This window comes from Kitasatospora sp. NPDC036755 (assembly GCF_040636595.1).
In the GTDB taxonomy this organism is placed as follows: Bacteria; Actinomycetota; Actinomycetes; order Streptomycetales; family Streptomycetaceae; genus Kitasatospora.
Window position 1 is genome coordinate 1 of sequence record NZ_JBEZUT010000293.1, and the last position, 10,825, is coordinate 10,825.

9 protein-coding genes and 1 pseudogene are annotated in these 10,825 nt (G+C 71.4%); 4 read left to right on the plus strand and 6 right to left on the minus strand.

All coding sequences use genetic code 11. The annotated features are described in order from the left end of the window. Nucleotides 1-662, minus strand: a 662-nt coding sequence (locus tag AB0E96_RS31850; protein WP_359829257.1) for an ATP-binding cassette domain-containing protein, incomplete at its 3' end; no start/stop codon positions are given. A 104-nt stretch (nucleotides 663-766) separates the two neighbouring features. Then, nucleotides 767-1,897 (minus strand): sensor histidine kinase, encoded by a 1,131-nt coding sequence (locus tag AB0E96_RS31855; protein ID WP_359829258.1) that lies wholly within the window; start codon nucleotides 1,895-1,897, stop codon nucleotides 767-769. 380 nt (nucleotides 1,898-2,277) lie between these two features. Between AB0E96_RS31855 and lspA the strand changes: the two genes are divergently transcribed. Further along, nucleotides 2,278-2,793: a signal peptidase II gene (lspA, locus tag AB0E96_RS31860; protein ID WP_359829259.1), complete on the plus strand. Its 516-nt coding sequence runs from the start codon at nucleotides 2,278-2,280 to the stop codon at nucleotides 2,791-2,793. Nucleotides 2,794-2,980: 187 nt separating this feature from the next. Here the strand turns inward: lspA and AB0E96_RS31865 are convergent, their stop codons facing one another. Genes AB0E96_RS31865 through AB0E96_RS31875 form a run of 3 tightly spaced genes read right to left on the minus strand, consistent with a single transcriptional unit; the run spans nucleotide 2,981 to nucleotide 5,344 of the window. Continuing rightward, nucleotides 2,981-3,376 carry a GntR family transcriptional regulator gene (locus AB0E96_RS31865; protein WP_359829260.1) on the minus strand — a complete coding sequence of 132 codons (396 nt, stop codon included), beginning with the start codon at nucleotides 3,374-3,376 and terminating at the stop codon, nucleotides 2,981-2,983. A gap of 52 nt (nucleotides 3,377-3,428) precedes the next feature. Further along, nucleotides 3,429-4,403, minus strand: coding sequence for an ABC transporter permease subunit (locus AB0E96_RS31870; RefSeq protein ID WP_359829261.1), 975 nt, complete (start codon nucleotides 4,401-4,403; stop codon nucleotides 3,429-3,431). Beyond that, nucleotides 4,400-5,344, minus strand: a complete 945-nt coding sequence (locus tag AB0E96_RS31875) for an ABC transporter ATP-binding protein (protein WP_359829262.1) — start codon at nucleotides 5,342-5,344, stop codon at nucleotides 4,400-4,402. The genes AB0E96_RS31870 and AB0E96_RS31875 overlap by 4 nt, the downstream gene beginning before the upstream one ends. Nucleotides 5,345-6,115: 771 nt before the next feature. Here AB0E96_RS31875 and AB0E96_RS31880 point away from each other — a divergent pair. Together AB0E96_RS31880 and AB0E96_RS31885 are read left to right on the plus strand one after the other, a co-directional pair. Further along, entirely contained in the window at nucleotides 6,116-8,707 is a 2,592-nt protein-coding gene (locus AB0E96_RS31880) for a DNRLRE domain-containing protein (RefSeq protein WP_359829263.1), read from the plus strand. Next, nucleotides 8,704-8,949 carry a hypothetical protein gene (locus AB0E96_RS31885; RefSeq protein WP_359829264.1) on the plus strand — a complete coding sequence of 82 codons (246 nt, stop codon included), beginning with the start codon at nucleotides 8,704-8,706 and terminating at the stop codon, nucleotides 8,947-8,949. The genes AB0E96_RS31880 and AB0E96_RS31885 overlap by 4 nt, the downstream gene beginning before the upstream one ends. Nucleotides 8,950-9,724: 775 nt before the next feature. Here AB0E96_RS31885 and AB0E96_RS31890 read toward each other — a convergent pair. Beyond that, nucleotides 9,725-10,387, minus strand: coding sequence for a helix-turn-helix domain-containing protein (locus AB0E96_RS31890; protein WP_359829265.1), 663 nt, complete (start codon nucleotides 10,385-10,387; stop codon nucleotides 9,725-9,727). 260 nt (nucleotides 10,388-10,647) lie between these two features. On the opposite strand from AB0E96_RS31890, the pseudogene AB0E96_RS31895 reads away from it, so the two are divergent. Further along, nucleotides 10,648-10,825: pseudogene (locus AB0E96_RS31895) on the plus strand (MFS transporter); the annotation flags it as partial.

Consider the following 10,825-nt stretch of genomic DNA (forward strand, 5'->3'; position numbering starts at 1 on the left):
GTCCGGGCGAGCAGTCGACCGCGGCTGATGACGATCAGGTGGTCCGCGACCTTGGACATCTCGGTCATCAGGTGGCTGGAGACGAGGACGGTCCGGCCCTCGGCGGCCATCGAGCGCAGCAGCTCGCGCAGCCACCGGATGCCCTCCGCGTCCAGGCCGTTGAACGGCTCGTCGAGTACCAGGACGGGCGGGTCGCCGAGCAGGGCCGCTGCCAGGCCGAGCCGCTGTTGCATGCCGAGGGAGAACGTGCCGATCCGCCGCCGGGCCGCTCCGGTCAGGCCGACCATCTCCAGGACCTCCGCGGCCCGTCGCCGGTCGATCCTGCTGCTCTGCGCGATCCAGCGCAGATGGTCGGCGGCGGTCAGGCTTCGGTGCGGGACCGCCGTGTCCAGCAGCGCGCCGACCTGCCGGGCGGGGTACGTCAGTTCGCGATAGGGACGGCCGCCGATGCCGGCGGATCCGGCATCCGGGCGGGTGAGGCCGAGGATCATGCGCATCGTCGTGGACTTCCCGGCTCCGTTGGGGCCCAGGAATCCGGTGACGGCTCCCGGCCGCACCGTGCAGGTGAGGCCTGCGACGACTGTCCTCTCGCCGTACCGCTTCGTCAGGTTCTGGACTTCGATCACATGGCGAGTCTCGTCGGTCGGGACCGTCGGCCGCATCGGTCCGGGGGCGGGATCGCATGACGGCCCGCACGGGTCGAACCTCATACCTGCGGATGAGTCCGGTAGCCGTGAGAGGCCAGGTGCCCGCGAACGGGTCGGGCTCAGTACGGCAGCGTCGCCACGATCCGGAAGCCACCGCTCGGCCGCGGCCCTGCGCTGAAGGTACCGCTGTGGGCGGTGACCCGCTCCTTCATCCCGACCAGGCCCATTCCCCCGCCGGGCAGGGTGGGCCGGTGCCCGTTCCCGGGGCCCTCGTCGGTGATGTCGATCCTCAACGTGCCCTGGACGGCGGCGAGTCGGACCTGGCAGCGGGTGGGCGCGGCATGTTTGACGACGTTGGTCAGGGCCTCCTGGACGATCCGGAACGCGGACAGTGCGACACCGTTCGGGGGCTCCTCCTCGTACTCGGTGCGCACGTCGACGCGGACTCCGGCGGCCTGGGCCGTGCACACCAGGGTCGGCAGGTCCGCCAGTCCTCGGACCGGTCGCAGATCGTCGTGGCCGTCGTCCTGCTCGCGGCGCAGCACCTTGAGGGTGGCCCGCATGTCGTGCAGCGCCCGGCGGCTGACGTCCTCGATCACCTCCAGGGCTTCCCTCGCCTCCTCGGGGCGGGTGGTGGCGACGTGGTTGGCGACGCTCGCCTTGATCGCGATCAGGCCCACGCTGTGGGTGACGACGTCGTGGATGTCACGGGCGATGCGCAGACGTTCCTCGACCTTCGCCTGCTCGGCAGCGCGCTCGATGTCGCGCCGCAGGCTCTCCCGCCGTTCCCTGACCGCGACCCCCGCCGCCCAGGTGGAACCGAGGACGAGCAGCGCCAACACGATCTGTACGACCCTGCCCCCGCCCTGGTAGCCCTGTCCTCCCGACACGGTCATCAGGATCACGCCGGCCCCGCACAGCCCGGCGACGAGGGCCGCGGACAGTCCCGGTCGCCCCCTCCTGGTGGTGGCGACCAGGTACAGGGCGTAGCCGGTGGCGAGGAAGGGGGACGGTCCGACCCCGGCGGCCAACGCCGCACAGGCAGCGGTGAACACGGCCACGAATACCGGGACCGACCACAGCCTCCGTACGACCAGCGGCAGCGCGGTGCCCAGGGACAGCAGCCACACGGCGGTGGCACTCACCTCGCTGCCGGCCGGACGCAGTACCGACACCTGCGGGAGGACTAGGAACCCGAGCGCAGCCAGCGCGTCCAGCGCGATCAGGCGCCGAGGAGGAACATCACCCATGTGTCGAACGTACGGGGCCGGTTCGAGGCGGGTCCAGCTCGGGCGTGGCCCAAGGCCGGCGCGTGCTGCGACCGGAACGATCCCTTCACCAGCGGGACGGATGTGTCATCCCCGAGAATTCGCACCTCGACATGGAGGCCCACCGCGCTGCGCTTCGGGGTCAGCGGGTATCTCGCGTTCATGAGGTCGTCCGAGCAACGGCGAGGCCGACGCCCCGGCAACACGAGGGTGTGCTCCCGTCCTGACGATGCGTCCCCGTCCAGGGGGGCGTTCGTACGCAAGCCGCCGGCACCTAGAATGCCGCCATGACTGGCTTACTGCGCCCACGGGTTGCGCGAGGAACTTCCCTGCCCGGTGGCGCGCCCCGACGACTGGGAACCATGGCAGCCGTAGCCCTCACGCTGCTGGCGTCGGATCTCATCACCAAACAGGTAGCGCTGACGCATTTCTCGGGGACCGATCCGACCGAGGCGTTCGGCGGGCTTCTGAAGTTCACGCTGGTGTTCAACTCGGGTGGGGCGTTCTCCGTCGGTGCGGGGGAGACCTGGTTCTTCACCACGGTGAAGTTCCTGGTCCTCATCCTCCTGCTGGTGATGGCGCCCCGCGTCCGCACCCCCGTCTGGGCGGTCTCCTTCGGACTGGTCATCGCCGGGGCGGCCGGAAACCTCGTCGACCGGCTGTCCCGAGGCCCCTCCCCGTGGGAGGGAAGGGTGGTGGACTGGATCCAGCTGCCGTACTGGCCGGTCTTCAATCTCGCCGACTGCGGCGTGGTGTGCGGCAGCGCCCTGGTGGTGTGGACTTTGACACGGGGCATCCGCCTGGACGGCACGATCGAGCCCGAGGCGTCGACCGCGCCGGGGGGACCGGAGCAGGCCGCCGACGGGCGGGACCAGTAGGCCCGACGGCACGGACAAGGCGGGGTCAGGGGACGGTACCGGTTCCACGGTGCCGTCCCCGTCCCCGTCCGTGTACCGGGCAGGCGGCGGTTCAGCCGTCCCGGCGCGGCGGCCGTCGGCGGGAGCGCGGCCCGTGCGGCCGTGCCGGGTGCGGGCCGTCGTCGGCCGGGCCCGGTGTGAGCCGCCGTCAATCCTCCTGCCCGGACGCGAACGCCGCCGCGTGCGCCGCCAGGAAGAGCGCGGTGACCTCGTCCCCGTCGAGCCCTTGGGCTCTGGCCTCCTCCATCCACGCGGCCAGCGAGGCCCGCAGCTGGGAGGCGGGGCCCTCCTGGGCGGGTGCCAGGGTGCGGGTGATGAAGGTGCCGGCCCCTTGCCTGACCTCGGCCAGCCCCGCCCGTTCCAGCTCCCGGTACGCCTTGAGGGTCGTGTTCGGGTTGACCTTGGTGTCCGCCGCGACCTGAGCGGCCGTCGGCAGCCGGTCACCCTGTTCGAGGGCTCCCATCCGCAGCGCCTGTTCCACCTGTTGCACGATCTGGAGGTATGTGGCGACCCCGCTTCGCCGGTTGATGCGGAACACGACCATTCTTCTCACCTCCCGTTTCGTTCTGTCGGAACCATACGCACATCCCGTACGCCTACAGTTTCGCGGACGCCCGCCACAGCGTGAACACGGTGAGGACCGCGGTGGCCGCGAGCAGGAGGCCCGCGCCGGTCCACTGCATCGCCGGCATCTGGTCGAAGCCGAGGTACTCGATGACGTCGTTGACGATGCCGTGCTCGCGCAGGCAGGCGTCGGCCGAGGCCTCGGTCGATTTGGCGCAGGTTCCCCAGCCGTAGAGGTGGCCGTCGGCGGAGCCGATCCAACTGTCCAGTTCGTACGGGTCATTGAGCTGTTCGCGGATGCCGCCGCGGTACGGGTAGCTGAACGTCCGGGACGGTGCGAGGTGGGCGCGCAGCAGTCCCCAGGCGGTCTGGAAGGCCATGGCGAAGGCGAAGGTGATCGCCATCGCGGGGAGGACCCGGCGCAGCAACAGGCCTGTGGTGACGCCGGCGGCGGTGAGGAAGAGGCACAGGGCGGGGAGCATCGGGCCGGTGTGGTCGAAGACGGCTCCGTCGTACCACCGGCCCGGGAACACCGTGCGGTAGGGCTTCCACCACCAGGTGAAGAACGCCGAGAGCACCGCACCGGCGAGCAGCGCCGCGGCGTAGCACCAGGCGAGCTTGACGGTGAGCCACCGGCGGCGGGACACCGACTGGGTGGTGACCAGCTGCAGGGTGCCGCGCTCCTGGTCGCTCGCGATCAGCGGGGCGCCGAGGAACACGCCGAGGAGGACGGGCAGCATGCCCAGGGCGGTGATGGTGAGGCTGATGCGTCCCGAGCCGGGCACCGGCATCGGAGGCTGGTCGTCCGGCCAGCCGAGCGCGTCGAGGATCCCGGCCAGGTGGTGGCGCTGGTAGACGATCCAGGCCGAGCCGAGCACGACCGCGCCGGCCACGGTGAGCAGCGCCGCCCGGTGCTGGCGTACGACGAGCCAGTTCAGCCCGCCCAGCAGCCGGCGCCCGGGCGTGTGGGCGGCCGGGCGGGGCGTGTCGGTCAGGGTGGTGCTCATGCGGTGGGGTTCCCTTCGGCCTCGTGACGGGCGGCGGGTGTGTGCGGGGGAGGCGCGTCCGGCGAGCGCAGGTGTGCCAGTAGCACTTCCTCCAGGGTGGGTTCCGCCACGGCCCATTCGGGGCGCAGCGGGCCGTTCGGTCGGATCAGTGCCTGGAACTGCCGTCCCTGGACGCGGTGGTCGACGACGGTGTGCGGGGCCAGGGGAGCGAGTGGGTCGCCGTCGGCGACGCGTCCGGTCACCAGCAGGTGCGCCGGGACGATGGCGTCGGTGTCGCCTGCCAGCCGGACCCGCCCCTCGGCGAGGACCAGCAGGTGGTCGCACATGTCCTCCAGCTCGGACAGCAGGTGGGAGGACATCACGACGGTGATGCCGCGCTCGGCGGCCTCGGCCAGCATCAGGGAGCCGAGGTCGTGGCGGGCCAGTGGGTCGAGGTCGGCCATCGGTTCGTCGAGCAGGAGCAGGTCGGGCCGCTTGCCGAAGGCGAGGGCGAACGCGACGCGGGTGTGCTGGCCGCCGGAGAGGGTGCCGATCCGGGCGTCCGTCGGTATCCGGCCGGCCTCGACGATCCGCTCGGCCGAGGCCATGTCCCAGGCGGGGTTGAGCTCGGCGCCCAGGCGCAGCGTCTCCGCCACGGTGAACCCCTTGAACAGCGGCTTGTCCTGGCCGAGGAACGCGGTCCGCGGCCTCGTCGCCGCATCCCCGGCCGGGACGCCGAAAATTCTCAACTCGCCTTCCGTCGGCTGGATCTGCTGGGTGGCCAGGCCCAGGAGAGTGCTCTTCCCGGCACCGTTGGGGCCGACGAGCCCGCAGATCCGTCCGGCCGGCAGCCGGAACGAGCAGTCGCGCAGTGCCCAACCGCGGCGGTAGCGCTTGCCCAGGCCTCGGGCTTCCAGGGCCCAGGCGTCGGGCGAGCCGCCCGGAGCGAATGCGTCTGCCATGCACACACCCTCAATTCCACTAGTCAATTAATGGAATCATGGTCTTGCCGGTGGGAGAGTGTCAAGGCGGTCGCGAGGGACAGGATTTGCACGGGGCCGCGGCGGGGGAGAGGTGCGGGGGTGCGGGGACTGCGTGGCTGTCTCGTTCCGCAGCGTCGCGGGAGCGCTCGACGGCCGAGGCCGAGGCGGCGATGGGGGATGCATGGGTTCAGGCGCGGATCTCGTGAAGTCGATCGCGCTTCCGTGTGCGCGGTGACGCTCCGTCACCTCCAGGTGAATGCTTGGTCGCGCGTGAGGAGATGTTCCTTTCTGCTTCCGCATCTCGCAGGGGTGCGGGTCGAGTGCACGGATGTGCGGGACGGGCGCGTGATGATCGAGTTCGCCGAGCGGATTGGGGGGGGTGGGGGGTGGGGGGGGGCTGACCTGCCGCTGCGGCCGGCGGACGCCGGGCCGGGCCGTTGGTCCGCGTCCTGGCGGAGCTGTTCCGCTCGGCGCGACCCGCCGGAGGAGCCGGCGATCCGGCGATCCGGCGATCCGGTATGGGTGCGTGGTTCCCGTATTCCGAATCGGAGATCCTCCGGCCTTTTGGCACATGTCAGAATCAATGTCAATAGCTTGAATTTGCCTGTTCTTTGTCATTCCTTTAATCTCTTGGCGCTATTGATCACGGGTCGCTCCCCTCGGGTGAGTCGAGCGACCCCGAGCGCAAGGACAGACATGTCGTCGATACGACGTAGGCATCGCCGAGCCGCCGCCGCGGGAGGTGTCTCGGTGCTGGCAGCACTCGCCGTGCTCGGTTCGTCCGTTCCGGCCCTGGCCGACGAGGGGGACGCGGCCGTGCGCGAGGCCGTCCTGGAGGCCACGCGCGTCAAGAACCCCGTGGGTGAACCCGTCACCGAGGCCGTCACCGCCGAGTCCGCCCTGCTCGCGGCGCAGGTGTTCGGCCGCCGGGTGGAGGTGCTGGACCGCAGGACCGAGACGTCCACCACGTGGGCCGACCCGGAGGGGACCCTGACCACGACGGTCAGCGCCGGCCCCGTACGGATGCTGCGGGACGGCCAGTGGGTCGACGTGGACGCCACCCTGCGGCGGCAGGCCGACGGCGGCATCGCCCCCGGGGCCCACCCGGGGGACCTGCGCCTGGCCGGCCCCGGTGGCGCCAGAGCCCTGTCGGCACCGGCGGCGGCCGACGCCCCGGCCTCCGCCGCACGCGACCTGGTCACCCTGGGCACCGGCGACCGGAAGATCGGCGTGCAGTGGAAGGGCGGCCTGCCGGCCCCCGTCCTGGACGGGACCAGGGCGACCTACCCGGACGCGCTGCCCGGCGCCGACCTGGTGGTGGAGGCCACCCGTACCGGCTTCGAGCAGTTCCTCACCCTCAAGCAGCGCCCCACGGGCGACGTCGCGCCGATGACGCTGCCCCTGAAGCTCCCCGGTCTGAAGGCGGAGCAGCGGGAGGACGGCTCGGTGGTCTTCAGCGACCGCGGGAGCGGCGAGCCGGTCGCCACCATGCCCGCGCCGGTGATGTGGGACGCCCAGGTCGACGAGCGCTCCGGCGAACGCAAGCGCAGCGCCCGCGTCCCGATGACGGTCACGCAGGACGGCGACACCGTCGAGCTGCGGCTCACCCCGGACCCCGGCTTCCTGGCGGACCCGGCGACCCAGTACCCGGTGACCATCGACCCGGCCACGGACACCCTCTCCGTCATGTTCGACACGTTCGTCCAGGGCGGCGACACCACGGACCAGTCGGCGTCCACCGACCTCAAGCTGGGCTGGCCCGGCGACTACGCCGGTTCCACCAAGCGCACCGCCCGCTCCTTCCTCACGTGGGAGACCGGACAGTTCGCCGACGCCCTCGTCACCGACGCCAAGCTGGAGCTGTACAACTACCACTCCTGGTCGTGCGACAAGCGCGGCTGGGAGGTCTGGGCGGCCGACGCCGCCGACACCTCCAGCCGCTGGACCAAGCAGCCCGCGCTGAAGCAGAAGTTCGCCACCTCCACCGAGACCCGCAGCACGGCCTGCGGCAACGCGGGCTGGGTCGGCGCGGACGTGACCTCGCTGGCCAAGACCTGGGCGAGCGCCAAGGCCGCTACCGGTTCGGTGGCGCTGAAGGCCGTGGACGAGAACGACACCTACGCCTGGAAGCGCTTCTACTCCTCGGAGGCCACCGAGGACAGGATCCCGAAGCTGACCGTCACCTTCAACTACCGCCCCAGGACCGGCAGCAACCTCCAGGCCGGCCCGCCCTTCCACAGCGAGGGCGGCGTCTACAAGGTCAACAGCCTCACCCCGACGCTGCGCTTCACCACCGAGGACGTCAACGAGGACGACAAGGTCCAGGGCACGTTCGAGGTCAAGGACAAGGCGACCGGCGAGGTCGTCACGCAGTTCAACTCCGGGTTCGTCCGGGCCGGCGGGACCGCGTCCGCCACCGTCCCGGCGGGCAAGCTCGTCAGCGGCCACGCGTACACCTTCCGGACGACCACCTTCGACGGGCAGCACTACGCCAACGGCTGGTCGGAGCCGGTGACGTTCACCGTCGACACCGCGTGGAAGCCGGGCGCGGCCGTCGACGCCCTCGGCGCGGCCAACGCCGTCCTGGACGCGGCCGACATCACCCCCGCCACCACCAGCGACAGCCGGTACGCGGCCATCGCCGAGACGGCGACCGGTACCGTCACCGTGCCCCGGGACCCGAAGGCCCCCACCGAGGTCAAGCCCGACGACATCGCCGCCGTCGGCATCGGCTCGGCCGCCCGGCAGCAGGGCGTGAACATCGGTGGCAGCGTGGTGTACGCCGACGCCGCCTCCGACGTGGACACCGTGGTCCAGCCCACCCTGGAGGGCGGCAGCCGCACCCTGCAGGTCATCAAGAACGCGAACGCGCCGCACGAGTACCGCGTCCCGGTGACCCTGCCCGCCGGCACCAGCCTGCGCCAGGAGCCCGACGGCTCCGTGGTGATCGTCCCGGCGAACCCGGACGAGCCGGTCGCGGCCATCCGGGCCCCCTGGGCGAAGGACGCCCACGGCAACGATGTCCCCACCTCCTACCGGCTGGAGGGCGACACCCTGGTGCAGCGGGTCGACTTCACCGCGAGCACGGCCTTCCCGGTCGTCGCCGACCCGTGGTGGAACCCGTGGAGCTGGAACTGGAAGCGCACGGGCAAGGTCGTGAAGAACGCGGCCAAGAAGTGCGGGATGGGGGCGCTGTCCGCCTACGTCCCCGTCCAGGCCCACCACGTGAGCGTCAACATCCAGCGTGCCCGCAACGGCCTGCGACTGGTCAAGTTCGCCGGCGGCCCCTGGGGCTACGTCACCATCGCCGGGGCCGGCTGCCTGATGGGCACGCTGTCGTGAGCGGCCGCGAGCGGGTACGCCTGTCGGCCCTCCTGGGCATGACCGGCGAGCGCGGGCCGGCGGGCCCCCGGGCGGCTGCCGTGGACGTGGCGGTGGTCCTGGCCGCCCTGGTCGCCACCGCCCTCGTCTGCCGCGTGGCGGGCCTCGGTGCCTGGCCCGCGATCCTGCTCGGCGGCTGCGCGGGAGCGGCCACCACGCGCCTGGGCCTCGGCGCCCGCCTCGCACGCCGCAGACGGCACTGAGCGCGGGGTGGCGCCGGTCACCGCCCGGCGCCACCCCGCGTGGCGGATCGCCCCGGCGAGGCGCGCCAACGACAGGGGGTGAAGTATCCGAGGTAGGGCAGTTCACTCCACCCCGGCGTGCGAAGAACGGCGTGCAGCGGGTTGTCGTCGGGCTCACAGGCGCGAGCGAGCCCGTGATGCGGATCCGACAACTCTTCCGCCCCGGGGGCTCCGACGGCCCGACCGCCAACGAACGGCCCGGATTCCGGGAGGGCCGGGGCAGGCGAACGAGGCCACTCCGTCGAGTGATTCGGTTCGCAGAACTGCCGCGGATCATCAGAAATGAGGAGCCACGCATCAACTTCGGCGACTCATACGCGCTCACCTCCGCCAGGGCACCGACGCGCTCACCGCGATCCGACAGCATCGGGCATCCACCTGGATGCGACGGAGAGTCACCGTGCGCACAGAGCGCGATCGACTTCGCGAAATCCGTGCCTGAACCGATGCAGGGGAGCCGGTCGGACGGCGGAAACGGGAGCCACCTCTGTCGGGTGACATCTTCAGTCGTCGGCCGGGCGCCGGAGCACAACCGGCGCGGAACGCGAGTGCGAAACCCGCCACCTCCTCACCGGCCTCGACCTGCTGCGCCCCGGATGTGCGAGGACGCCGCACTCGCCGAACCGCTCCTGGCGAGGCCGCTCTCGGGCGGGCGGAGCGGCCTGCCGTGCCGTCGGCCACGTCGGCCCGCCTCCGCGCAGGCGGGCCGACGAGCCCGGCCGGCGGGCGCTTCGCGCTACGGGTGGTTCGGGGTGGGCGCTGCTTCCTGGGCGAACGGACCGCCGAAGCGGCCGTCGCCGTGTGCGCGCTTCTCGGATGCCGAGTCCGCCGACGGGGGGTCGATGAGGCCGCAGGCGATGTTCAGGGCGGCCGCGAGCAGTTCCTGACCGCCGTCCTCGGCTAGCTCCGACTCCTCGCCCGCCATGTGCAGGGCGGTGATGGCGAGGCGGACCCGCAACGAGGCGGCCGGACCGTTCGCCCCGGTGAGGGCGCCGGGCCCCGCCAGGAGATCGAACAGGGTGACGACGTGGGACCGGACCTCGGCGGCAAGCGGTTGCTCTCGCAGGGCCGGCTGGTTCTCCTGCAGCAGGCGGGCCGCCGGGGTGATCCCGCTGGCGGCCAGTTCGGCGTATCTGCGAAGCAGCTCCCGGCGCGTCTCCGGCCCCGGGGGTTGTTGCTCGCCCCAGTCGATGAGGCCCGCGACCGCCGTGGAGAAGTCCGAGAGGACGGCGGCGAGGATTTCATCCTTGGACTTGTAGTGGTAGTAGAGCGCGGCCTTGGTGATGTTCAGCCGCTCCGCGATCATGCGCAGCGAGGTGGACTCGTAGCCGTGCTCGGCGAAGAGCTGCAGTGCGACGCGCTGTGCGCGTTCCCGCGTGTCGGTGCGGCGTCCTGCCATGGTCTTTTCCCCTTCTCGCCAGATGCTGATCAACCCTACGCGCCGGGCCCGTCGAGTCCTGGGGTTGGCCGGAGCTCATTGCTTGCCGATCGGCAGGTGATGGCGCTAGGTTCTTCTCGACCATTCATTACCTGTCGGCAGGTAATGAATCTGGCCCGTCGGTCCCGCATCCACCGCCTCGTGTGTCTCCGGCGGACCGGGCCGCGGATCAGTTCTCCGAGAACCCATGATCGCCACGGCGACTTCAAGAGGTGTTTCTGATGGAAGCAGCGGACGAGGAACCGGCGGGCACAGCCCGCGAACGCAAGCGCCGCTGGTGGGGGTTGGTGTTCATCGCCCTCTCGCAGCTGATGATCACTTTGGACACGACGATCGTGACGATCGCCCTGCCCACTGCCCAGACCGACCTGGGGATGTCCGATGCCAGCCGCCAGTGGG

Bases quoted from the DNA above. Each gene is read 5' to 3' on its own strand.
- AB0E96_RS31870 (WP_359829261.1), bottom strand. From the start codon at position 4,403: ATGAGCACCACCCTGACCGACACGCCCCGCCCGGCCGCCCACACGCCC.
- AB0E96_RS31855 (WP_359829258.1), bottom strand. From the start codon at position 1,897: ATGGGTGATGTTCCTCCTCGGCGCCTGATCGCGCTGGACGCGCTGGCT.
- lspA (WP_359829259.1), top strand. From the start codon at position 2,278: ATGGCAGCCGTAGCCCTCACGCTGCTGGCGTCGGATCTCATCACCAAA.
- AB0E96_RS31890 (WP_359829265.1), bottom strand. From the start codon at position 10,387: ATGGCAGGACGCCGCACCGACACGCGGGAACGCGCACAGCGCGTCGCA.
- AB0E96_RS31875 (WP_359829262.1), bottom strand. From the start codon at position 5,344: ATGGCAGACGCATTCGCTCCGGGCGGCTCGCCCGACGCCTGGGCCCTG.
- AB0E96_RS31865 (WP_359829260.1), bottom strand. From the start codon at position 3,376: ATGGTCGTGTTCCGCATCAACCGGCGAAGCGGGGTCGCCACATACCTC.